This window comes from Actinoplanes sp. NPDC049265 (assembly GCF_043197135.1).
Taxonomy (GTDB): domain Bacteria; phylum Actinomycetota; class Actinomycetes; order Mycobacteriales; family Micromonosporaceae; genus Actinoplanes.
Genome location: NZ_JBICSP010000033.1, coordinates 34,709 through 60,630, shown reverse-complemented (window position 1 = coordinate 60,630; position 25,922 = coordinate 34,709). Strand labels below are relative to the sequence as shown.

The following is a 25,922-nucleotide window of genomic DNA, read 5'->3' as shown; positions in this document are numbered from 1 at the left end:
GTGCACCGCATGTGTTGTCAGGCACTGAAGCGTCGAGGGGACATCCGGCCATGACCAGCGAGGCGAAGTATCGCGACTACCTCAAGCGGCTGACCAGCGACCTCCTTCAGGCGCGACAGCAGCTGTCCGACGTCGAGTCGGCGTACCACGAGCCGATCGCGATCGTCGGTGTCGCCTGCCGTTTCCCCGGCGGCGTGGCCAGTCCCGAGGACCTGTGGAAGCTGGTCGCCGACGGTGACCACGGCATGTCACCGTTCCCCGAGGACCGCGACTGGGACCTGGAGGGCCTGTTCGACCCCGATCCCGAGCGGCCCGGCACTTCCCGGGCCCGGGAAGGCGGGTTCCTCGCCGACGCCGGCGACTTCGACCCCGCGCTCTTCGGCATCTCGCCGCGTGAGGCCCTCGCCATGGACCCGCAGCAGCGGTTGCTGCTCGAAACGTCGTGGGAGGCGATCGAGCGGGCCGGGATCGACCCGCGGTCGCTGGCCGGCAGCGACACCGGTGTGTTCGCCGGTGTCATGTTCACCGACTACGGTCCGACCCTGCGGACCTCGCCGGACGAGTTCGAGGGCATGACCACACCCAGTGTCACCAGCATGGCGATGAGCATGGTCTCGGGCCGGGTGTCGTACGTGCTGGGGCTGGTCGGACCGGCCGTCACGGTGGACACCGCCTGCTCGTCGTCGCTGGTGGCGTTGCACCAGGCGGCTCAGGCGCTGCGGCGCGGCGAGTGCTCGCTGGCGCTGGTCGGTGGGGTGACGGTGATGGCGACGCCGTCCATGCTGGTGGAGTTCAGCCGGCAGCGTGGGCTGTCGCCGGCCGGGCGGTGCCAGGCGTTCGCGGAGGCGGCCGACGGCACCGCGCTCGGCGAGGGCGTCGGCGTGCTGGTCGTGGAACGGTTGTCGGACGCCGTACGCCGCGGTCACCAGGTGTGGGCGGTGGTTCGCGGCAGCGCGGTGAACCAGGACGGAGCCAGCAATGGCCTCACCGCTCCGAACGGGCCGTCGCAGCGTCGGGTGATCCGGGCGGCGCTGGCCGACGCACGCGTCACCGCCGCCGAGGTGGATGTGGTCGAGGCGCACGGCACGGGCACCCGGCTGGGCGACCCGATCGAGGCGCAGGCGTTGCTGGGCACCTACGGCCGGGACCGCGGCGAGGCGGGACCGCTGCTGGTTGGCTCGGTGAAGTCGAATCTCGGCCACACCCAGGCCGCGGCCGGGGTGGCCGGGGTGATCAAGATGGTGATGGCGATGCGGCACGGCATGGTGCCCGCGACGCTGCACGTCGACGAGCCCTCCCGGCAGGTCGACTGGGAGTCCGGCGCGGTGCGGCTGGCCGAGCATGCCCAGCCCTGGCCCGGTTCGGGCATCCGCCGGGCCGGGGTGTCCTCCTTCGGGATCTCGGGCACCAACGCCCACGTCATCCTCGAACAGGCACCGGCCGTGGCGCCCCCCGGCGACCCCGAACGGCCCGCGGGGACGCCGGAGCCGGTCCTGGTGCCGGTGTCGGGTCATACCGCCGCGGCGTTGCGGTGGCAGGCGGCCCAGCTGCGCGACCACGTGGCCGGCCACCCGGACGTCGGCCTGGCCGAGCTGGGTTTCGCGGCGGCCACGACCCGGGCGTCGCTCAGCCACCGCGGGGTGGTGGTGGCGTCCACCCACGAGGATCTGATCGGAGGGCTCGCGGCGCTGGCAGCGGATGAGGCGGACCCACGGGCCCTGACCGGAGTGGTGGGTTCGGCTCCGGCGACCGCCCGGCTGGGCTGGTTGCTGCCCGGCCAGGGCGCGCAGTACGCCGGAATGGGACGCGATCTGTACGCCCGGTTCCCGGCCTACGCGGAGTCGTTCGACGGGGTGTGTGCGCTCTTCGGTGACCTGGACGGGCACCGGCTGGCCGACGTGGTGCTGGGTGACCCCGGGGACGAGCCCACGGCGCTGGTCGACCAGACGTCGTTCGCGCAGGCCGGGCTGTTCGCCGTGCAGGTGGCGCTGGCCCGGCTGTGGGAGTCGTGGGGCGTACGGCCGGCGGTGCTGGTGGGCCACTCGCTGGGCGGTATCACGGCGGCTTATCTGGCCGGTGTGCTGACCCTGGCCGACGCGGTGACCCTGGTCGCGGCGCGGGGCCGGCTGATGCAGGCGCTACCGGCCGGCGGGGCGATGATCGCCGTCCAGGCCGGGGAGGACGAGGCCCGCTCGGCGCTGGCCGGGCACGACCGGCACGCCGACGTGGCCGCGGTCAACGCCGCCGACTCGGTGGTGCTGTCCGGCCGGGCCGACGTGGTGGAGAAGATCGCGGCCGGGTTCGCCGAGCGAGGCCGCAAGAGCCACCGGTTGCCGGTCAGCCACGCGTTCCATTCCCCGGCCATGGACGCCATGACCGACGAGTTCCGTGCGGTCGTCGCCGGGCTCCGGTTCATGCCGCCCCGCGTCACGCTGGTGTCGGAAACGACCGGCCGCCCGGTCGGGGCCGACGAACTGGCCGACCCGGACTACTGGGTGCGGCACGTCCGGCAGAGCGTGCGCTTCGCCCAGGCGATCCAGGCGGTCCACGCCGAGCAGGTCACCGTCATGCTGGAGGTCGGTTCGGACGCGGTTCTCACCCCGCTGGTCCACCGGAACCTGCCGGAAGTCGCCGGCCTGACCGTGGTAGCGAGCATGCGACGTGGCCGGCCGGAAGCCGGCACCCTGCTGCAGGCGCTGGCCCGGCTGCACACCACCGGCCTCGTCCCCGACTGGACCGCCCTGTATCCCGCCCCCACCCGGCACGTCGAGCTGCCCACCTATGCCTTCCAGCACGAGCGGTACTGGTTGCGGACCCGGCACCGGCCGTCGGATGCCGCCGCGCTGGGTCAGGTGCCGGTCGGACATCCGCTGCTCGCGGCCATGGTGGAGCTGGCCGGCCGGGACGACGGGGTGACGTACACCGGCCGGTTGTCGCTGACCACCCACCCCTGGCTGGCCGACCACACCATCCACGACGTGGTCCTGGTTCCCGGTGCCGCACTGGTCGAGATGGCCGTCCGCGCCGGTGACGGCGTCGGCCTCCCCGTGGTCGAGGATCTCACCGTCCAGGCGCCCCTGGTGCTGCCCGAGGCCGGCGGAGTACGCGTCCAGGTCCGCGTCGGCCCGCCCGGCGGCGACGGCCGCCGATCGGTGGACGTGTTTTCCCAGCCGGACACCGCCGGAGACGCCGGTCCGGCGTCCGACGCGGGCGCGGCCGCCTGGACCCAGCACGCCACCGGCACCCTGACCGGCGAACCGTCCACCTCCGACGCGCAGCCGACCGACGACCTGCGGACCTGGCCGCCGGCCGAGGCCACCGCGATCGATCTGGCCGGCCTGTACGAACGGCTCGAGGCCCGCGGCTACGGCTACGGCCCGGTCTTCCGGTGCCTGAAGGCCGCGTGGCGTCGCGGTGCCGACTGGTACGCCGAGGTCGAGCTGGGCGAGGACGAACACGAACGGGCGGCCGCGTTCGCTGTCCACCCCGCCCTGCTGGACGCCACCCTGCACGTGCTGCTGACCGCCGAGCGCAGCGGCGACGAGTCCGGCACGGTCACCGTCCCGTTCAGCTGGGGCGGCGGGCGGGTGGTGGCCTCGCACGCCACCGCGCTGCGGGTGCACATCCAGCCGGTGAGCGAGCAGTCAGTGTCGATCCGCACCGCCGACGCGACCGGCGCGCCGGTCGCGGAGATCGGTGAGCTGCGGGTCCGGCCGATCGCCACGGACCAGCTGGCGATGCTGCGGGCGGGCGCGCCGCAGCCGCTGTACGAGATGCTCTGGGAGCCGTTCCCGCTGGCCGACGCGGTCCTGCCGACCGGTGGATGGGTCGTGGTCGGTGATGACGACGGGCGGCTGCCGGGCGCCGACGCGGTGTTCGCCGACGTCGCCGAGCTGCGGAGCGCGGTGGACATGGGAGCGGCGGCGCCGAACGCGGTCGTCCTGGCGATCGGTCCCGGCCGCCGGGCTGACGTCCCGGCCGCCGCCGGCGAGCTGGCCACCCGCATCCTCGGTGAGATCCAGGCGTGGGCCGCGGACGACCGGCTCGCGGCCAGCCGGCTCGTGGTGCTGACCGAGCACGGCGACCCGGCCGGTGAACCCGACCCGGACCGGATCGGCCTGCGGTGGGCCGCGACGCGGGGGCTGGTGCGGTCGGCGGCCGGCGAGCATCGTGGCCGCATCGCCCAGGTGGCGGTGGACGCGTGGCCCGACGGGCTGGAGGACTGCTGGCCCCTGCTGCCGGCGGTGCTGGCCTCGGGCGAGCCTGAGGTGACGGTCCGCGGGGGGCAGAGCTTCGCCCCCCGGGTGGCGCGCCTGCGGCCGGCGCACGGCCCCGCCGCGGACGGCGCGGGCGAGACCTGGGGCGACGTGCTCGACCCGTCGGGGACGGTGCTGATCACCGGCGGGCTCGGTGGTCTGGGGTCGGTGCTGGCCCGGCATCTGGTGCGGGAGCATGGCGTACGGCACCTCCTGCTGGCGGGCCGGCGGGGCCGGGTCAGCCGCGGGGCGGCCGAGCTCGAGGCCGAGCTGACCGAGGCCGGCGCCCACGTCACGATCGCCGCCTGCGACGTGTCCGATCGGGCCGACACGGCCCGGCTGCTGGCCGGCGTGCCCGAGGACCATCCGCTGACCGCGGTGGTGCACGCGGCCGGAGTCCTGGACGACGCACTGGTGACCTCGTTGACCCCCCGGCGGATGACGGGGGTGTTCGCCCCCAAGGCCGCGGCCGCCTGGCATCTGCACGAGCTCACCGCCGGCCTGCCGGTGCGGGCCTTCGTGCTGTTCTCGTCGGTCGCGGCCACCCTGGGGAACATCGGCCAGGCCAACTACGCCGCGGCCAACGCCTTCGTCGACGCCCTGGCCGCACACCGCCGGGCCGAGGGCCTTCCCGGCATCGCCCTGGCCTGGGGGCCCTGGGCGGAGGTGGCCGGCGACATGACCGGTCACCTGGACGAGCGGGCCCGGCGCCAGATCGCCGGCTCGGGTGTGGGCACGCTGACCAGTGCCGCCGGCCTGGCGCTGTTCGACCGGGTCGCCGCGGTGGACCGGAGCCTGGTGCTTCCGGTCGTGCTGGAACTGCGCCTGCTGCGCCGGGCGGCCCAGGCCGACCTGGTCGCACCCATGCTGCGGAGTCTGGCCGGTTCCCCGCGGCGCGAGGCGGTACGCCAGAGCGCCGACCCCGCGCTGCTGGAGCGTCTGCGCACGCTGGCCGGCCCGGAGCGCGAGGTGGCGTTGCGGGATCTCGTGCGTACGAGCGTCGCCCAGGTGCTCGGCCTCCGTTCGGCCGAGCAGCCACCCCTCGATCAGGAGTTCCGCGACCTCGGGTTCGACTCCCTGATGGCCATGGAACTCCGCAACCGCCTGAACGCGGCCACCGACCTCGGCCTCCCCGCGACCCTCGTCTTCGACTTCCCGACGGCCGCGGCGGTCGCGCGGCATCTGAACGAGCGGCTCGGCGTCGGTACCCCCGTCGCCGCGGAACCGGAGGCCGAGCCGGCCGGCGGCGACGAACAGAGGTTCCGCACCATGCTCGAGTCGCTGTCCTTCGCGGAACTGCGGGAGGCGGGGGTGGTGGACCTGGTGGCGCGGATCGCCGGATCGGACAATGACTCGCCGGCCCCGGAGCCGGCCGATCCCGTCTACGCCGCGTAGCCGCCGGCCTCGGACGGCGGGGCGTCCAGCTCGCTCCATACGGCGGCCAGCTGCACGCGGGAGGTGACGCCGAGCTTCCGGAAGATCTTCCGCAGGTGGAAGGCGACCGTGTGCCGGGACAGGAACAGCTGGCCGGCGGCCTGGACGTTGGTGTAGCCCTCGGCGACCAGTTTGGCGACGGCGTACTCCTGCTCGGTCAGGCCGGCCACGCCGTGCTGAGTGGTCCCGGTCAGCGTCGGCCCGGTGGCGACACCGAGCCGGCGTACCCGTCCCTTGACCCTCGAGTGGTCCCGGAGCGCTCCGATCGCCTGGTATTCGGCCGCCGCCTGCTCGAAGGCCAGCAGGCACTCCTCGACGAGGCCGTGCCGCCGGGCCAGGAGCGTACCGACGTCCTCCATCGCCGACGCCGCCGACCAGCGGTCCCGGTGCCGGCGGGCGGCCCCGCGGAGTCCGTCCACATCGTCGTCGAGCAGGCCCTTGGCGTGCAGCGCGGCCGCCCGTACCGAGGGGTAATCCGGATTCGAGGAGGCGACCCGCGCCGCGTGAGCGGAGTACAGCCGGGCCAGGGCGGGCTCGCCGGTGCGCAGCGCGAACCGGACCAGCCAGGGTGCCGCGCCGGGCTCGGAGATGAAGAGCTCCGACCGCACCGGCCCCGGCCCGGCCAGTTCCGCCACCAGCGGTGCGACCGCCTCGGCGCCCTGTTCGGCCTCGGTGATGAGGATGGTGGCCCACGCCGCGCGGGCCACCGACGACATCCCGCGCCGGAAGACGCTGTCCTGGGCGAGATGACCGCGGTACTGGACGGCGGTCCGCATGTCGCCGCGCTGGAACGACGCCATGGCGAGCACGATGTGGCCGACCGGCAGCCACGAGTGCGTGCCGCTCTGGCGGGCCAGGGCCAGGCCCGTGGTGGCCAGCTCGGCTGCGGCCGACAGGTCGCCGATAGTGGCCAGCACGTTGGCGCGGACCAGCGTCGCGGCCACTGATCTCTCCGACCCGGCCGGCGCCGACCCGGCACTGTCGATCGCGTCCAGGATGGACAAGGCCTGGTCGGTGTCGCGCACCCGGCACCACAGTTCCGCGAGCCGGATGGTGGCGAGCTCCGCACACCCGCCGCACGACCCGCAACACCCGGACCGGGCGGCGAGCCGGGCGAACTCCATGCCGGGCCTGATGTCGCCCGCCAGCCACCTGCGCTCCGAGAGGCTGCTCAGGCGATAGGCATCGCATGAGTCCCGGTCGTGCCCGGCGTCCCACCGCAGGAGCCCGGCGTGGTCGTCGCTCCATCGCGCGGCCGACGCGTGCTCGCTGTGGCCTTGACCCCGTGTTACCAAGTCGCCACCCTGCTCGCGGTGGTGCTCGGGCGTAACGTTCGTTCGATCGTCCGGGTGGCGAGCCTAGGCACGGCAAAGCTCCCTCATGCGGAGGTGGTTGATTCGGGCCAAGGGTCGAGGCCGCGTTGCGATTGAAGCAGCGTGGACGCCCGGAATCACGGCGGCCGCGAGGTCAGTGCCCGAGATGTCCTCGATCTTTGCCTTCAGGGGACTCGGTTAGGAGATATCCGGTTTGCGGCCGGCGGGCCGGTGACCGGCCGATCGGCTTCGGCGAGGCCGGCGAGCAGGTGCTCGGCCAGGTCGGCCACGGTCGGGTGGTCGAACACGAGGGTGACCGGCAGATGCAGTCCGGTGGCGGCGGCGAGCCGGTTGCGTACCTCCAGCGCGGTCAGCGAGTCGAAGCCCAGCTCGCTCAGCGATCGGCCGGTGTCCAGGTCCGTACCGCCGGAGTGCCCGAGGGCCGCGCCTACCTCCCTGCTCACCAGCGACAACATCAGCTCGCTCCGTGCCGCGACGTCCAGGCCGCGCAGCCGTCCCGGCAGGGCCGGAACGTCGCCGGTGGACGCCGCGCGCGAGCCATGGGACGCCAGATCGCGCAGGACGGTGGGCGGGTCCGCCATCGCGGCGAGATCGAGCCGGGCCGCCACAACACCCGGCCGCCCCGCCGCCATGGCCTGGTCGAAGAGGCGCAGCGCGGCGTCGGGGCCGAGGCCGGCGACGCCACCCCGGCGCAGCCGCTGCAGGTCGACTCGGCCCAGTCCGGCGGTCATTCCGGTGTCCGACCACACCCCCCAGGCGATCGACGTCGCCGGGAGGCCGGCCGCGTGCCGGTGCGCGGCTAGGCCGTCGAGGTACGCGTTGGCCGCGGCGTACGCACCCTGACCAGAGGTTCCGGTGGTGCCGCTGATCGAGGAGAAGAGCACGAAGGCGGACAGGTTCCCGGTCAGCCGATGCAGATGCCAGGCCGCGTCGGCCTTGGGCCGCAGCACGGCGTGGATCTGGTCGTCGGTCGTGGCGGCGGCGGTGGCGTCCAGAACGATCCCGGAGGTGTGGACGACCGCGGTGACCGGATGCTCGACCGGCACGCCGGCCAGCAGCCCGGCCACCGCGTCGGCGTCGGCCAGGTCACCGGCCACCAGGGTGACGGCGCACCCCAGCCGGTCCAGCTCGGCGACCAGCTCGGCCGCTCCATCGGCGTCCGGCCCGCGCCGGCTCACCAGCAGCAGGCGCGACACGTGGTGCCGGACGACCAGGTGCCGGCTCACCAGCCGGCCCAGCGCCCCGGTGGCCCCCGTGACCAGGACGGTGCCCGGTCCGGCGAGCCCGGCCGGTCGCGCTCGCCCGGCCGCCTCGACCAGCCGGGGCGCGGTCGCCGCCCGATCGCGCACCGCGACCTGTGGCTCATCCCCGGCCAGCACGCCGGGCAGCACCGCGTCCGGGTCGGCGCCGGGCGCGAGGTCGAGCAGCGTGATCCGCCCGGGGTTCTCGCTCTGCGCCGAGCGGACCAGGCCGGCCACGGCGGCGGCCGCGGGGTCGGCCGGCAGGTCGCGTGTGAGCACGACCAGCCGCACCGGGCGCGGGGCCGGTGCGGTCAGCCAGGTGCGCAGCAACGCCGCGATCCGGCTGACGGCCGCGTGGGCGGCGGCGGCGTCGACGCCCGTTCCGACGGCTTCCACGCAGATCGCGTCCGGTGCGGCGGCCACGGCAGGCGCCATCTCGGCGGCCTCACGCACCCGGATCACCCGTACCGGCTCGGCGGCGGGTAGCCGCACCGGTTTCCAGACCAGTTCCAGGAGCGGGTCGGCGCCCGCCGCGTGTGGGCTGATCGGCTCGGTCACCACCGCGTCGGCGGACAGGACCGGTGTGCCCCGGCCGTCGGCCAGCGTGACCGACACCCGCTCCGGATCGGCGGCGTCGATGCGCACCCGCAGCTCGGTGGCTCCGGCCGTGGGCAGGCGGACACCCGACCAGCGCATCGGCAGCCGCACTCCGCGGCTCGGGCCGTGGACCAGCGCCAGGACGTGCAACGCGGCGTCCCACAGGGCCGGGTGCAGACCGTAACCGGTGGCTCGGACCGGCTGGGGGAGGGCCGCCTCGGCGTACAGAACGTCACCGTGCCGCCAGGCCACGCGCAGGTTCTGGAAGGCCGGGCCGTAGGTGTATCCGAGTTCGGCGAGTTCGGCGTAGGCGTTCTCGACCGGCACCTCCGCCGCGCCCGGCGGCGGCCAAACGCTCAGCGCCTCCGGATCGGCCCCGCCCCGGGCGGCCAGCACCCCGTCGGCGTGTTCGGTCCACGGCCGGTCCGCTCCGGCCGGGCGGCTGCGCACCTTCACCGTGCGGCGGCCGTCGTCGTCCGGTCCCACCACGACCTGAACCTGGTGGGCGGTGCCCGGGCTGAGGTCCAGCGGCGTGGTCAGGGTGATCCGTTCGGCGGTGCCGCAGCCCACGTACGCGGCGGCCGCCGTGACCAGCTCGGTGTGGTAGCCGGGGGGCGCCAGCGTGCGTCCGTGCACCACGTGGCCGGCCAACCCGGGGTGGGTGTCGGCCGAGACCGTGGCGGTGAACAGCACGCCGCCGTCGGGCAGGTCCACCACCGCACCGAGCAGCGGGTGGGTGGCGGTATCGAGGCCGAGGCCGGTCGTCGTCCCGGCCGGCGCAAGCGCGGCCAGCCAGTACCGGCGGCGCTGGAAGGGATAGGTCGGCAGATCGACGTGCCGGCCGGCGGGCAGCAGCTGCCGCCAGCCCACCGGGGATCCGGCCTGGTCGGCCCGGGCCAGCGCGGTCACCAGGGCGACGGGCTCGGGCACGGTGCGGCGCAGGAGCGGGATCGCGGTCACCGGACCGGGCGTCGCCCGCTCGACCAGCGCGGTGAGCACGCCGGTGCCCAGTTCGACGAAGGTGTCCACGCCCGCGTCGGTGAGCCGGCGGATTCCGTCCAGGAACCGCACCGGCCGGCGCATCTGGGCCACCCAGTGATCGGGGTCCCGCGCCTGCTCCCCGGTCAGCGGGGCGCCCGTGCGGTTGGAGATCAGGGTCAGCCGGGGCGCGGCGAACCGCAGGCCGGTGATCACCGTGCGGAACTCGGCGGTGATCGGGTCCATGTGCGCGGAGTGGAAGGCGTGACTCACCCGCAGCCGGGTGCACCGGCGCCCGGCGGCACGCCAGGTCTCGGCGAACCGGTCCACCGCGTCGGCGTCGCCGGACACCACGGTCTCGTCCGGAGCGTTGACGGCCGCGATCCCGATCCGGCCGGGGTGCCGGGCGAGCGCGGCGGACACCTCCGTCTCGCTCGCGGCCACCGCCAGCATCGCGCCGCCGGACTCGGCCCGCTGCATCAACCGGCCGCGCGCGGCGACCAGCGTGCTCGCGTCGTCCAGGTCGAGCACGCCGGCCACGTACGCGGCGGTCAGCTCGCCGACCGAGTGGCCCATCACCTGATCGGCGTGCAGTCCCAGGTCGGTGACCACGCGGTGCAGAGCGACGCCGACCGCGAACAGGGCGGGCTGGGTGTATCGCGTCTGGTCCAGCAGCGCCGCCTCCGGCGTCCCCGGCTCGGCGAACATCACCTCCCGCAGCGGCCGGGGCAGGTGCGGATCGAGTCGGGCAACGACCTCCTCCAGCGCCTCCGCGAACCTCGGCATCCGCGCGGCCAGCTCCCGGCCCATTCCCGCGCGCTGGCCGCCCTGGCCGGTGAACAGGAACGCCGTACCCCCGGGACGAGCGGTCCCCCGGATCAGGTGCGGTGACGGTTCGCCCGCCGACAGCGCCCGCAGCGCCGCGATCCGGTCCGCCGGATCCTCGGCGACGACGGTGGCCCGCAGCGGCAGCCCCCGCCGGTTGAGCAGCGACCGGGCCACGTCGGCGGGGTCCGGTCCCGCGGCGGTATCGGCGATCCGGCCGGCCAGCTCACGCAGGGCGGTCTCGGTACGGGCGGACAGTGTCCAGGGTGGAGGCAGGTCGGCCGGGCGGCCGGCGGGTGGCGGGTCGTCGTCCGGGGCTTCCTCCAGGATCAGATGCGCGTTGGTGCCGCTGATGCCGAACGAGGAGACGCCGGCCCGTCGCGGACGGCCGGTCGCCGGCCAGGGCATCCGCTCGGTGAGCAGCCGGATCCGGCCGCTGTCCCAGTCGACCAGCGGCGAGGGCGCGTCGACGTGCAGGGTCCGGGGCAGCACCCCGTGCCGCATGGCCAGGATCATCTTGATCACGCCGGCCACCCCGGCCGCCGCCTGGGTGTGACCGAGGTTGGACTTGATCGAGCCCAGCCGCAGCGGGCGATCGGCCGGCCGGTCCTGGCCGTACGTGGCGAGCAGGGCGCCGGCCTCGATCGGGTCGCCCAGCCGGGTGCCCGTGCCGTGCGCCTCCACCACGTCCACCTCGGCCGGGCTCAACTTGGCCACGTCCAGCACCTGCCGGATCACCCGTTCCTGGGCGGCTCCGTTCGGTGCGGTCAGCCCGTTGCTGGCGCCGTCGGAATTGACCGCGCTGCCCCGGATCACACCGAGCACCGGGTGTCCGTTGCGCCGGGCGTCGGACAGGCGCTCCAGCAGCACCAGCCCGGCGCCCTCGGCGAAGCCGGTGCCGTCCGCGCCCGCGGCGAAGGATCGGCAGCGTCCGTCGGGCGACAGGCCGCGCTGCCGGCTGAACTCGATGAACGTGGCCGGGGAGGACATCACCGTCACACCGCCGGCCAGCGCCAGCGAGCACTCGCCGGAGCGTAGGGCCTGTGTGGCGAGGTGGATGCCGACCAGTGAGGAGGAGCACGCGGTGTCCACGGTGACGGCCGCGCCCTCCAACCCGAACGTGTAGGCGATCCGCCCGGAGGCCACGCTGCCGTAGCTGCCGTTGCGCAGGTAGCCCTCGACCTCGCTGGGCGCCTCGGTGTGCCGGCTGCCGTAGTCGCCGTACATCACGCCGGTGTACACCCCGGTGCGGCTCCCGCGCAGCGCTGCCGGCTCCAGCCCGGCCCGTTCGAACGCCTCCCAGGCCAGCTCGAGCAGGAGTCGCTGTTGCGGGTCGGTGGCCAGCGCCTCCCGCGGGTTGATGCCGAAGAAGTCCGCGTCGAACCAGGCGGCGTCGTCCAGGAACCCACCCCGGGCGGTGGTCGACCGGCCCGTCGCGTCCGGATCGGGGTCGTAGAGCCGTTCGACGTCCCAGCCGCGGTCGGCCGGGAACTCGCCGACCGCGTCGATCTCGTTCGCCACCAGCCGCCACAGATCCTCCGGTGACCGCACCCCGCCGGGGTAACGGCAGCTCATCGCGATTACGGCGATGGGGTCGTCCGGGGCGGTCGCGACGGTGGTCGGGGCGACCGGGGCGGCGACTCCGGTGACGCGCTCATTCAGGTACTCCGCGACGGCCGCCGGGGTGGGCCGGTCGAAGACCAGCGTGTTCGGCAGCCGCAGACCGCTCAGCGCGGACAGCGTGTTGCGCAGTTCGACGGCGGTGAGCGAATCGAAGCCGATCTCCTTGAACGGGCTCTGCGGGTCCAGGGCCGCGCCGTCCCCGTGCCCGAGCACCTCGGCGGCCCGGGCCAGCACCTGCCGCTCGATCTCCCGGGACCGCTCGGCCGCCGGGAGCGCCGCCATCCGTTCCGGCCACGAGGCAACGGCCGTGGCCCGCTCCGAGCGTGGTGTCCCGGCCACGGGGACGAGGTTCCGCGGGGCCTTGATGGCAAGGTCGGCCGCCACGACCAGCGGCCCGGTGGCGGCGTCGAGGAGGGCCAGACCCCGCTCGGCCGACAGCGGCGTGACGCCCATCCGAGCCAGCCGGGCCACGTCGGTCCGGCTCATCGCGCCGGTCATGCCGCCGGACGCCGCCCACAGACCCCAGGCGATCGAGGTGGCAGGCAGCCCGTGCGCCGCGCGGTGATGGGCCAGCGCGTCCAGGGCGGTGTTCGCCGCCGCGTAGTTGGCCTGGCCCGCCCCGCCCAGGACGCCGACCACGGAGGAGAACAGCACGAACGCGGTCAGGTCGTGGGTCAGCTCGTGCAGGTGCCAGGCGGCGTCCACCTTGCCGCGCAACACGGTGTCCAGTTGCTCCGGCCGCAACGTCGCCACGGTGGCGTCGTCGAGCACCCCGGCGGCGTGCACCACCGCCGCCAGCGGCCGGTCGGCCGGGACACCGGCCAGCAGCCTCGCCACCTGGTCCCGGTCGCCGACGTCAACGGACACGATGTCGGCCTGCGTGCCCGCGGCCTCCAGCCGCCGCGCCAGGTCGCCCGCGCCGGGGGCGTCGGCGCCGGTCCGGCTGACGAGCAGCAGATGCCGTACTCCGTGTACGACGGCGAGATGCTCGGCCACCAGCGAGCCGAGCGCCCCGGTCGCACCGGTGATCAGGACGGTGCCGGCCAGATCGGTGAACGGACTCGCGGCGGCCGCGGGTGCGGGCACCAGCCGCGGCCGCCGGGCCGCGCCACCACGGATGGCCAGTTGCGGTTCCGTCGTGGGCAGGGCCGCCGCCAGGGCCACCCGGGACGCAGGATCGTCGTCCACGTCGACGATCTGGATCCGGCCCGGGTGCTCGGACTGCGTGCTCCGGACCAGGCCCCACAACGCCGCCCCGGCAAGGTCCGGCACATCCTCGTCGCCGGCCGCGATCGCGCCCCGCGTCACTACGATCATGGTGCTGCCGGCGAGCGCCTCGTCCGCGAGCCAGTCGCGGATGGTGGCCAGCGTTCGGTGCGTCACCGCGCGGACGCCGGCCGGCACGGTGGCCTGGTGCTCGATCCAGCCGCCGAGCACGATCGTGGACGGCGCCGGCCGCCCGTCGCGCATCGCCGCCCGCAGCGAGCGGAGGTCGGCGTACCGGGGAAGGTCGCCGGGCAGGTCGAGCCCCGCCCCGAGCACCACGCCGTCGAGCGGGCCGGGCGTCCCGGCCGGGGCCACCGCGGACCAGTCCAGCCGGTGGAGTCCGCTGCCGCGGCCGGCCGTGGCCAGGGCACGGAGATCCGCGGGCCGCATCGCCAGCGCGTCGACCGCGAGCACCGGCGAGCCGGTGGGGTCGGACGCGGCGATGGCGACGCCGTCGGTGCCGGTCGGCGTGAGGCGGACCCGCAGCGTGGTCGCGCCTTTGCCTGCGAGGGTGACACCGGTCCAGGCGAACGGCAGATCGAGGCCGCTGTGGGCGGTCCGGCCGGGCAGCAGGCCGACGGCGTGCAGGACGGCGTCGAACAGGGCCGGATGGATCTGGAAGCGATCTGTGTCGGCGTGCAGATCCGACGCGAGGGTAACCTCGGCCAGGACCGAGTCGGCCAGCGTCCACGCGGCGACCAGGCCCTGGAAACCGGGTCCGTAGTCGTAGCCCCGTTCCGCGAGCGTCCGGTACCACCCGGTCAGGTCCACCGGCGCGGCGCCCGGTGGCGGCCAGGGCCCCGCCCGGCCGCCGTTCACCGGGGTGGTCGGCGCGAGCACTCCGGTCGCGTGCTCGGTCCAGGCCTCCCCGGCGGCTCGGCGCGAGTGGATGCGGACCGCACGGGTGCCGCTCGTGCTGGCCGGGTCGACGGTCACCTGCAACTCAGCGGCGCCCGGCTCGGGCAGCACGAGCGGGGCTCGAAGGGTCAGCTCCTCGACGGTCGCCGTGTCCACCCGTGCGCCGGCCCACGCGGCCAGCTCGACGAAGGCCGTGCCGGGCAGCAGCACGGTCCCGCGTACGGCGTGGTCGGCCAGCCAGCGGTGGATGTCCCGGGAGATCCGTCCGGTGACCAGGGTCGCACCGTCGACCGTGGTGACCACGGCGCCGGCCAGCGGATGCCGGGCCGGGGTGAGTCCGGCGGCGGCCAGGCCCGGCTCCGTCGCGGCGGTCAGCCAGTACCGCTGCCGCTGGAAGGGGTAGGTCGGAAGGTCCGGTGGCATGCCGGGCGATGTGCCGAGGGCGGCCGGCCAGTCCACCGGCAGGCCCCGCACGTGGGCCCGGCCCAGCGCGGTCAGGAACTGGTCGAGCGCGCCGTGGTCGCGGCGCAGCGAGCCGACCGCGAGCACGTCGTCGACCTCGGCCGCCTCGGCCGTGTCCTGCACCCCGACGGTCAGCACCGGATGCGGGCTCACCTCGATGAACGTGCGATGACCGGCGGCCAGCAGGGCGCGGGTGGCCTGCTCGAAGCGCACCGGCTCCCGCAGATTGCGGAACCAGTAGCCGGCGTCGAGCGGTTCGTCCGGGGCCAGCAGCTCACCCGACACCGTGGAGTACAGGGGCATCTCGGCCGGCGTGGGCCGGATGTCGGCCAGGGCCGCCGACAGCTGGTCGCGCAGTCCCTCCACTTGAGGGGAGTGCGAGGCGTAGTCGACCGGCACGATGCGGGCGTCGAGGCCGTCGCTCGTGCACCGCTCGCGCAGTGCGGCCAGGGCCTGTGGGTCGCCGGCTACGACGGTCGCGGCGGGGCTGTTGGTGGCGGCGATCGAGATGCGGTCCGGCCAGGGTGCGGCGAGGTCGCGGACCTGGGCCGCGGGCGCGCGTACGGACATCATCCCGCCTTGCCCGGCCAGGGCGGCCAGGGCCTGGCTGCGGACAGCGACCAGCCGGGCGGCGTCGGACAGCGAGAGCGCACCGGCCACGTACGCGGCGGCGATCTCGCCCTGGGAATGACCGATCACCGCGTCCGGACGCACTCCGGCGGCCTGCCACATCGCGGCCAGAGAGACCATGACGGCGAACAGGACGGGCTGGACGACGTCCACCCGGTCCATCGGTGGTGCGTCCGGGGCACCGCGCAGCACGTCCTCCAGCGACCAGTCGGTCCACGGTGACAGCGCCTCGCCGCAGGCCGTCAGCCGCTCCCGGAACACCGGACTGGACGCCATCAGCCCGGTCGCCATGCCGGTCCACTGCGAGCCCTGCCCGGGAAACACGAACACCACCGGGCCGCGGTCGGTGGCGGTGCCGCGTTCCGTGCCGGGCGCCGTGTCACCGTCGGCGAGCGACCGCAAGGCCGCCAGCAGGCCGGTCCGGTCCGTCGCCGTCACCAGCGCCCGCCGGGCGAACGCCACGCGGCCGGTCGCGAGCGCCCAGCCGATCGCGTCCCGGTCCGCCGCGGGGTCGGCGGTCAGCAGGTCGTGCAGGGCGAGCGCCGACGACCGCAACGCGGGCTCGTCGCGTGCCGACAGCAGCCACGGCAGCACCGGACCGGCGCGCCGGGGGACCGGCGCGACGGCCGGGTCACCCTCCTCGAGGATCACGTGGGCGTTCGTGCCGCTGACACCGAACGCGGACACCCCGGCAATGCGCGGCCGAGCGCCGCGCGGCCACGGCCGGGACTCGGTCAGCAGCGCGACCGCGCCCGCCGACCAGTCAACGTGCGGGGAGGGCCGGTCCACGTGCAGGGTGCGCGGCAACCGGTCGTGGCGCATGGCCTCGACCATCTTGATCACGCCGCCGATGCCGGCCGCGGCCTGGGTGTGTCCGGTGTTCGACTTCAACGAGCCCAGCCACAGCGGCCGGTCCGGGTCGCGGTCACGACCATAGGTGGCCAGCAGGGCCTGCGCCTCGATCGGGTCGCCGAGCCGGGTGCCGGTGCCGTGGGCCTCGACCACGTCGACCTGCGAGCCGGTCAGGCCGGCGGCGCCGAGCGCCTGCCGGATGACCCGTTCCTGGGCGGCGCCGTTCGGCGCGGTCAGCCCGTTGCTGGCGCCGTCGGAGTTGACCGCCGAGCCGCGGAGCACGGCGAGCACCGGCCGGCCCTCGCGGCGGGCCGTGGACAGCCGTTGCAGGACCACCAGGCCGGCGCCCTCGGCCCACGCCGTACCGTCGGCCGCGGCTGCGAACGGCTTGCATCGACCGTCCGGCGCCAAGCCGTCCTGCTTGCTGAACTCGACGAACATGCCTGGGCCGGCCAGCACCGTCACCCCGCCGGCCAGCGCCAGCGTGCACTCGCCGGCCCGGAGGGCCTGTGCCGCAAGGTGCAGCGCGACGAGCGAGGAGGAGCAGGCGGTGTCCACGGTCAGGGTGGGACCCTCGAGCCCCAGCGAGTACGCGATCCGGCCGGACGCCACGCTCGGCGTGCTGCCGGTCAGCAGGTAGCCCTCGGCCCCGGCGGGTTCGTGCAACCGAGGTCCGTAGTCCTGGGCCGTGGCGCCGACGAAGACGCCGGTGCGGCTGCCGCGCAGCCCGTCGGCGCGGATACCCGCGTGCTCCAGCGCCTCCCACGCCGTCTCCAGCAGCACCCGCTGCTGCGGATCTGTGGCGGTGGCCTCGCGTGGGCTGATGCCGAAGAAGGCGGCGTCGAACCGGTCGGCGCCGGTGAGGAACCCGCCCCGGGTGGCGTTGGTGTTCAGGCCGGCCCGGTCCCAGCCGCGGTCGTCGGGGAACGGTCCGGTGGCGTCGACCCCGTCGGCGACCAACTGCCACAGGTCGGCCGGCGTACCGACCCCGCCGGGGAAGCGGCAGGCCATGCCCACGATCGCGATCGGATCCCCGGCATACACCGACGTGGAGTCCTCGGTGGACATCCGCGGCTCGGCGCCCAGCTCGGTGACGTGCCGGGCCAGGGCTTCGGGGGTGGGATGACTGAATACGACCGTCGGGGCCAGGGCCAGGCCGGTGCGCTGGGCCAGCCGGTCGCGCAGCTCGACCGCGCCCAGCGAGTCCAGGCCCAGGTCCCGGAACAGTGCCGCCGGAGCCACCTCGGCGCCCCCGGAATGACCGAGGACGGCGGCGGTCAGCTCGCCGACCAGATCCAGCGCCGAGCGCCCGGAGCGGCTGGGCCGGGCCGCGGGCCGGTGTACCGGGGCGGTTGCGGCCGGCGTGGGCGCCGCTGTCGTGGCCTGGTCGCCGGGCCAGTACCGGTGGCGGTCGAAGGCGTAGGTGGGCAGGTCGACCACCGGTGCGGCGGGCAGGTGCGCGGTCCAGTCGACCGCGACGCCGGCGACCTCCAGTGCGGCCAGCGCGGTGTCGACCGTCTCGGTCTCGGGCCGGTTGGCCCGCATCAGAGGTACGGCCGGTACGCCCGGGAGAACCGCTCGTGCCGACGCGCACAGCGTCGCGTCGGGGCCCAGCTCCACCAGTACCGCATCGCCCGGTTCGTACGCCGCCGCCACCCCGTCGGCGAAGCGCACCGCCGCCCGGATGTGCCCGGCCCAGTAGTCCGGTGAGCACAGCTGCTCGGTGGTGGCCGGTCGGCCGGTGACGTCGGAGATCACCGGAATGGCCGGGGACCCGTAGTCGATCTCGGCCGCGAGGTCCCGGAACTCGACGGTCACCGAGTCCATGTGCGCGGAGTGGAACGCGTGACTGGTCCGCAGCCGCTTGGTGCGCCGTCCGCGATCGGCCCAGCGATCGGCCACGTCCTGGGCGGCCTGGGCGTCGCCCGAGACGACGACGGCCCGCGGGCCGTTGACCGCCGCGATGTCCACGCCGGGTACCAGGGTGCCGCGTACCTCGGCCTCGGTCGCCTCCACCGCGATCATCACGCCGCCGCCGGGTGCCGCCTGCATGAGCCGGCCCCGGGCGGCCACCAGCCGCACCGCGTCGGGCAGGTCGAACACGCCGGCCAGGTGCGCGGCGGTGAGCTCGCCGATCGAGTGACCGACCAGCGCGTCGGGTGTCAGGCCACGCGACCGCAGCAGGTGGTAGAGCGCGGTCTCCACGGCGAACAGCGCCGGTTGGGTGTAGCGCGTCTCGTCCAGGAGCGCCGTATGAGCGGGGTCGTGGACGACCTCCCGGAGCGGTCGCGGCAGGTACGGCTCGAACGCGGCGCACACCCGGTCGAAGGCGGCGGCGAACTCGGGGTGGGCGAGATACGCCTCACGTCCCATCCCGGTGCGCTGGCTGCCCTGTCCGGCCAACAGGTACACCAGTCGTGGCGTCCCGGCCGCTTCCCCGGTCACCAGCCCGGCGTGGTCGCGGCCCTCGGCCAGCGCGGTGAGGCCGTCCAGCAGCGCGGTCCGGTCGGCGCCGCGGACCACGGCACGGTGCGGGAACCGGGTCCGGGTGGTGGCCAGGGACACCGCGACCGAGGCCGGGTCGGCGTCGGCGTGCGCGGCCAGCCGGGCGGCCTGCCCGCGCAGAGCGGCGGGACCGGCGGCCGACAGCACCCACGACACCGGGCCGGGTGCGGCGCCGGCCTTCCGGTCCTCGCGTGGTCCCTCCTCGAGCACGATGTGGCAGTTGGTGCCGCCCATGCCGAACGCGGACACCCCGGCCAGCAGGCGGCGCTGCGGGTCGGGCCACGCGCCCAGCTCGGTCTGGACCCGTAGGCCTAGTTCGGTGAGCGGGACCGCCGGACCGGGACTGCGGAAGTTCAGATGCGCGGGCAGTTCCCGGTGCCGCAGGCTCAGTACGGTCTTGACCATCCCGGCGATGCCGGCGGCGCCCTCCAGATGCCCGATGACGGTCTTCACCGAGCCGATCACCAGTGGGTCGCCGTCCGGGCGGGCCGTGCCCAGGGCCCGGCCCAGCGCCGCCGCCTCGACCGGGTCGCCCACCCGGGTGCCGGTGCCGTGCGCCTCGACGTACTGCACCTGCGCCGGGTCCACCCCGGCGTCGGCGTACGCCCGGGTCAGCACGGCGGCCTGCGCCGCGACGTCGGGGACGGTGAGGCCGTCGGTGGCCCCGTCGTTGTTGACCGCGCTTCCGCGGATCACGGCCAGCACCGGATCGCCGTCGGCGAGCGCGCGGTCGAGCAGCTTGAGCAGGACGATGCCGCCGCCCTCGCCCCGCACGAACCCGTCGGCCCGGGCGTCGAAGGCGGCGCACCGGTCCTCGGGGGACAAGCCGCCGAACCGGGTGGTGCTGACCGCGCTGTCCTCGACCAGATTGAGCTGTACGCCACCGGCGAGGGCCAGCACCGACTCGCCGCGCCGCAGGCTCTCGCCCGCCAGGTGCACCGCCACCAGCGAGGAGGACTGTGCGGTGTCGACGGACATGCTCGGGCCCCTCAGACCGAGCGTGTACGACACCCGGTTGGCGATGACGCCCTTGTTCAGCCCCGTGGTGGTGTAGCGGGTGGCCGCCTCCGGTCCGCCGCGGGCGAGCAATGTGGCGTAGTCGTGCGAGGTGGACCCGATGAACACCCCGGTGTCGCTACCGCGCAGCGCACCCGGCCGCAGGCGGGCGCCTTCGACGGCCTCCCAGGCGAGTTCGAGGACCAGTCGCTGCTGGGGATCCATGGCCACGGCCTCGCGCGGCCCGACGCCGAAGAACCCGGCGTCGAACCCGGCGACGTCGTCGAGGAAGCCGCCCCGCCGGCCCGGGCCGCGCTCCGGTGCCGGCCACCGGTCGGCCGGGACCGGGCGCAGGGCGTCGCGGCCCGACCGCAGCAACCGCCAGAACGCGACCGCGTCGGCCGCGCCGGGAAACCGGCAGGCGAGGCCGATCACCGCGATCGGCACCGCCGCCCCGTCAGTCGGCACCCAGATGCCGATCGATCAGGTCGAAGAGCTCGTCGCCGGTGGCGTTGTCCATCAGGTCGGCCACCTCGGCCGCCGAGGTGGCGCCGTCCAGCGTGCCCAACCGGTATAGGACGTCGTGCAGGCGCGAGGTGATCTTCGCCCGTGCTTCCAGGCCCGGCGGGTCGGCCAGCAGGCCGGAGGCCCATTCGTCGAGCTGGCCGGCCCACTGCGACCCCGGTTCGGGTATGTCGGCACCCAGTTCCGAGAGCAGATACTCGGCCAGGACGGCGGCCGTCGGATAGTCGAACACCAGGGTGACGGGCAACCGCAGGCCGGTTGCCTTGTTCAGCCGGTTGCGGAGCTCGACCGCGGTGAGCGAGTCGAAGCCCAGATCCTTGAACGCCTGGTCCTCGGAGATGCCGGCGTTGCCGGTGTACCCCAGGGCGGTCGCGATCTGGGTACGGACCAGGTCCTGGAGCAGACGCAGTTGGTCCGGCCGGCTCAGCGCCGCCAGCTTCTGCGCCAGGGCCGGGTCCGGGCCGTCCTGGACGGCGGCCCGTCGCGGCGCCTTGACCAGGCCACGCAGCAACGGTGCCAGGGTGTCCTCGGCCGCCTGCGCGAGCAGCACCGGGAGGTCGAGCTGGATCGGCACCAGGGCCGGTTGGGCGGCCCGAGCGGCGCGGTCGAACAGGTCGATGCCGACCTCGGGCTGCAGCGGGACGACGCCGGAGCGCATGCGCAGCTGCTGAAGCTGGCGTTCGCCGATGGTTTCGCTGAGGTCACTGCGCTGGTCCCAGGGGCCCCAGGCCAGCGAGACGGCCGGGAGCCCGGCCTCCCGGCGGCGGGCCGCCAGCGCGTCCAGGAAGGCGTTGGCCGCGGCGTAATTGCTCTGGCCGGGCCAGCCGAAGGTGCCCGCGGCCGAGGAGAACAGCACGAACGAGCGGACCGGCTGGTCGGCGGTGAGCTCGTGCAGGTGCCAGGCCCCGTGGACCTTGGGGGCGAGCACGTGGCGCAGCCGTTCCGGGTTCTGTGACGTCAGTACGCCGTCGTCCAGCACACCGGCCGAGTGGATCACCGCGGTGAGCGGATGCTGTTCGGGGATCGCCGCGAGCAGCCGTTCGACGTCCGTACGGACGGCGACGTCGCAGGCCACGATCGTCACCTGGGCGCCGAGCCCGGTCAGCTCGGCGGTCAGCTCGGCGGCCCGGGAGCTGTCCGGGCCGTGCCGCCCGGTCAGCAGCAGGTGGCCGACACCGTGTTCGGCCACCAGGTGCCGGGCCAGCACCGAGCCCAGTCCGCCGAGACCGCCGGTGATCAGCACGGTGCCGTCGGGGTCGAGCGTCTCGGCCCACACCCGGGCGTCTGCCTCCACCCCGGCCGGTTCCGGCAGTTCGGCACGGACGAGCCGGGGGACGTACAGCCGGCCGGCCCGGACCGCCGATTCCGGCTCCGCCGCGGCGAGCAGGGCCGGCAGCAACCGTTCCAGCGCGTCCGGCTGGTCGTGGCCGGCGTCCAGGTCGACCTGCACGATCCGGCCGACGTGCTCGGCCGCGGCCGACCGGACGAGCCCGCGCAAGCCGGCCAGGACTAGCGCGCCGTCCGCCGGTGTGTTGTCGACACCGGCCGCGTTCCGGGTCACGACGACCAGCCGGGAGCCGGCGAGGCGCTCGTCGGCCAGCCACGCCTGGATCTCGCCGAGGGTGTGGATCACGACGTTGCCGGCGGCGTCCGGCAGATCGGTCGACGAGTCAGGGGCGGGCGCGAGAACCACGACGTCGGGCGCCGCGGCATCGGCGTCCAGCGAGGTCCGCAACGCCGCGATGTCGGCGAACACCCGGCGGTCGCCGGGTGGGAGACCGGGCAGCTCGCCCACGAGGACGCTGGTCGGCGCGGCCGGGGTGTCGGGCTCGGGCGGGTCGAAGGGCATCCAGCGGGTCTCGTACAGCGACCGGGCCGCCGGCGATCCGCCCGCGGCGGCCAGCTGCGCCGCCGTGATCGGCCGGACCGCCAGCGTCCTGACCTCGGCGACGAGCCGGCCCGCGGGGTCGGCCAGCCGGATACCCACCGAGTGCGGCCCGGACTGCCGTACGTGCACTCGCAGCGACCGCGCACCGGTCACCGGCACCCGCACGTCGCTCCAGGAGAACGGCACCAGCGCCTCGTCGGTCCGCTCGTCGGTGAGCATCACGTGCAGGGCGGCGTCGAGCAACGCGGGATGCAGCGCGAACGCCCCCGGTTCGGCCAGGTGCTCCTCGGGCACCCCGATCTCGGCGAACCAGTCGTCGCCGGTCCGCCAGGCCGCCCGCAGGCCCTGGAAGGCCGGCCCGTAGCCGTACCCCCGGGCGAGGAGACGGTCGTAGAGCCCGTCCGTGGCCACCGGGGTCGCGCCGGCGGGCGGCCACACCGCGAGATCCACGCCGTCCGCCGCCGGTGGTGATCCGTTCGCGAGCACCCCGCTCGCGTGCCGTACCCAGGCGAGGTCCTCGGCCGAGTCGGGCCGGGAGTAGATCTGAACGGTGCGCCGGCCGTCTTCGTCGGCCGCACCGACCCGGGCCTGGACGTTCACCCCGTCCGAGCCCGGCAGCAGGAAAGGTGCCTCGATGGTCAGTTCCTCGATCACCGGGCAGCCCGCGTCGTCGCCGGCGCGGACGGCCATCTCCACCAGCGCTGTGCCCGGAAGCATCACGGTCCCGTGGATGACGTGGTCGGACAGCCAGGGGTGGGAGGTCAGCGACAACCGTCCGGTGTGGACGGTAGCCTCGTCGGCCTGGGTCGGGTGCAGGGTGCCGATGAGCAGCGGGTGGTTCGTCGGGGCCAGGCCGGCCGCGCTGAGGTCGCCGAGGTCGCGGCGCGGGTGGAGCCAGTAGCGGAGGTGGCGGAACGCGTACGTCGGCAGGTCCACCGGACGGGCGCCGGTGCCGGCGTGGAACCGCGTCCAGTCCGGTGTGACACCGCTGGTGTGCAGCCGGCCCAGGGCGTACAGGACCGACTCGGTTTCCGGCCGGTCCCGGCGCAGGGAGGGAACGACGAGCAGGTCCTCGGCGTCCGGCAGACCGGACTCGACCAGCCCGGCCAGCACCGCCTCGGGTCCGATCTCCAGGTAGGTGGTGGCCTGTTCGGCCTGCACCGTGCGGAGCGTGTCGGCGAAGCGGACGGTCCGGCGTACGTGATTCACCCAGTACTCGGGTGTGGTCAGCTCGTGCGCCTCGGCGATCCGGCCGGTCGTCTCGGAGACCACCGGGATCCGCGGCGGCTGCAGGGAGAGGCCGGTCACGACGTCGCGGAACTCGGCCAGCATCGGGTCCATCGCGGGGGAGTGGAAGGCGTGGCTGACCCGGAGCCGCTGGGTCTTGCGGCCGCGCAGTTCGAAGGCGCGGGCGAGGTCGAGGACGGTCGTCTCGTCGCCGGAGAGCACGATGGAGGCGGGGGCGTTGATCGCCGCGAGGCCGGCCTTGTCCTCGTGACCGGCGAGCGCGGCGAGGGCTTCGTCCTCGGTCGCCTGCACGGCGACCATCGCGCCGCCGGCCGGAAGCGCCTGCATGAGTCGTCCGCGGGCGCTGACCAGGGTGACGGCGTCGGTCAAGGACATCACTTCGGCCAGGTACGCGGCCGTGATGCCGCCCAGCGAGTGGCCGGTGAGGATGTCCGGTCTTATTCCCCATGACTGCCAGAGCCGGGCCAGCGCGACCTCGACGGCGAAGATGCCGGCCTGCGCGAACCGGGTCTGGTCGAGCCGGTCGGGCTGGTCGCGGATCACGTCGGCCAGTCGGTGCCCGTCGAGGTCGCCGAACAGCTCGCACACCTCGTCGAAGGCTCGGGCGAAGACGGGGAACCGCTTGTGCAGGTCCTGGCCCATGCCGGGGTGCTGCGACCCCTGACCGGACAGCAGCCAGCTCATCTTCCCGGGCGGTCCGGCCAGGGCGTCGCCGCCTCCGACGATCAGGTTCGCGGACTCCTGGCCCCGGGCCAGCGCGTCCAGGCCGGTCAGCAGGTCCGGCCGGGTCGTGGCGATCACCGTCGCGCGGTGCGCCAGAGCGGCCCGTCCCGACGCGGCCGACCAGCCTACGTCCGCGGGCGTGAGGTCCTCGTCGGCCGCGACGCGTTCGTACAGCCGCCGGGCCTGACCGCGCAGCGCTTCGGCGTCGTGCCCGGACAGCGGCACCAGCGCCGGCCCGGCCGGCCGGACGTCGTCCGCCGGTTCCGGCTCGGGCTCGGGCGCCTGTTCGAGGATGAGGTGGGCGTTGGTGCCGGAGATCCCGAACGAGGACACTCCAGCCCGTCGCGGCCGGTTCGCGGCCCGCGGCCAGGGGCGGTTCTCGGTGGCCAGCTCGACCGCTCCGGCCGACCAGTCCACCGCGGTCGAGGGCTGGTCGACGTGCAGGGTCCGCGGCACCGTGCCGTGCCGCATGGCCATCACCATCTTGATCACGCCGGCCACGCCGGCCGCCGCCTGCGTGTGGCCCACGTTCGACTTGATCGAGCCGATCAGCAGCGGATCCGCGTCGCGTTGTTTCCCGTAGGTGGCGAGCAGCGCGTGGGCCTCGATCGGGTCACCGAGGCGGGTGCCGGTGCCGTGCGCCTCGACGACGTCCACCTCGGACGGCTCCACCCGCGCGTCGGCCAGCGCCGCCCGGATCACCCGTCGCTGGGACGGCCCGTTGGGTGCGGTCAGCCCGTTCGACGCGCCGTCCTGGTTCACGGCGCTGCCGCGTACCACTCCCCAGATCGGGTGCCGCGACCGGATCGCGTCGGACAGCCGCTCCAGCACGACGACGCCGACGCCCTCGCCCCACCCGGTGCCGTCCCCTTGCTCGGCGAAGGACTTGCACCGCCCGTCCGGGGCCAGGCCGCGCTGGCGGCTGAACTCGACGAACGAGGACGGCGTGGCCATCACCGTCGCGCCGCCGGCCAGCGCCAGCCCGCACTCGCCCCGCCGCAACGACTGCGCCGCGAGGTGGATGGCCAGCAGGGACGAGGAACAGGCGGTGTCCACGGACACCGCCGGACCTTCCAGCCCCAGCACGTACGAGACCCGGCCGGAGGCCACACTGGCCGCGCTGCCGGTGCCGATGTGTCCCTCGAAACCGTCGGGCACGGCCGAGAGCAGACGCCAGCCGTAGTCGTCGTACATCACGCCGGTGAAGACGCCGGTGTCGCTGCCGGCCAGCGACCGCGGGTCGATGCCGGCTCGTTCCAACGCCTCCCACGACGTTTCCAGCAGCAGCCGCTGCTGCGGGTCCATGGCCAGGGCCTCACGCGGCGAGATGCCGAAGAAACCGGCGTCGAAGTCTGCGGCCTGCTCGAGGAATCCACCCTCGCGGGCGTGCGAGCTGCCCGGCCGGTCCGGGTCCGGGTCGAACAGGGCCGCCAAGTCCCAGCCTCGGTCCTCGGGGAAGCCCGAGATGCCCTCCCGGCCCTGGACCACCAGCTCCCACAGGTCCTCCGGGCCGCGTACGCCGCCGGGGAAGCGGCAGCCGATGCCCACGATCGCGATCGGCTCGTGCTTGGCCGACTCGGCGTCCGCCAGCTGCCGCCGAGCCTGCAACAGGTCGTTGGTCAGCCGCTTGAGGTAGTCGCGGTATTTGGCCTCGCTCGTCGTCATACTCTCGTTCCCCAGC

The 25,922-nt window shown here is 74.7% G+C and carries 4 protein-coding genes; 1 reads left to right on the top strand and 3 read right to left on the bottom strand.

The features are described from left to right. The first annotated feature begins 50 nt into the window (after positions 1-50). On the top strand, positions 51-5,651 hold the full coding sequence (locus tag ACGFIO_RS42105; RefSeq protein ID WP_392836336.1) for a type I polyketide synthase: 5,601 nt from the start codon (positions 51-53) through the stop codon (positions 5,649-5,651). Here the strand turns inward: ACGFIO_RS42105 and ACGFIO_RS42100 are convergent. The 3 genes from ACGFIO_RS42100 to ACGFIO_RS42090 all read right to left on the bottom strand — a co-directional run bounded on the left by ACGFIO_RS42100 (position 5,639) and on the right by ACGFIO_RS42090 (position 25,906). Beyond that, positions 5,639-6,985 carry a LuxR C-terminal-related transcriptional regulator gene (locus ACGFIO_RS42100; RefSeq protein ID WP_392836334.1) on the bottom strand — a complete coding sequence of 449 codons (1,347 nt, stop codon included), beginning with the start codon at positions 6,983-6,985 and terminating at the stop codon, positions 5,639-5,641. The genes ACGFIO_RS42105 and ACGFIO_RS42100 overlap by 13 nt on opposite strands. 203 nt (positions 6,986-7,188) lie before the next feature. Further along, entirely contained in the window at positions 7,189-20,325 is a 13,137-nt protein-coding gene (locus tag ACGFIO_RS42095; protein WP_392836331.1) for an SDR family NAD(P)-dependent oxidoreductase, read from the bottom strand. After that, positions 20,315-25,906, bottom strand: a complete 5,592-nt coding sequence (locus tag ACGFIO_RS42090; protein WP_392836328.1) for a type I polyketide synthase — start codon at positions 25,904-25,906, stop codon at positions 20,315-20,317. The genes ACGFIO_RS42095 and ACGFIO_RS42090 overlap by 11 nt, the downstream gene beginning before the upstream one ends. Positions 25,907-25,922 lie beyond the last annotated feature (16 nt).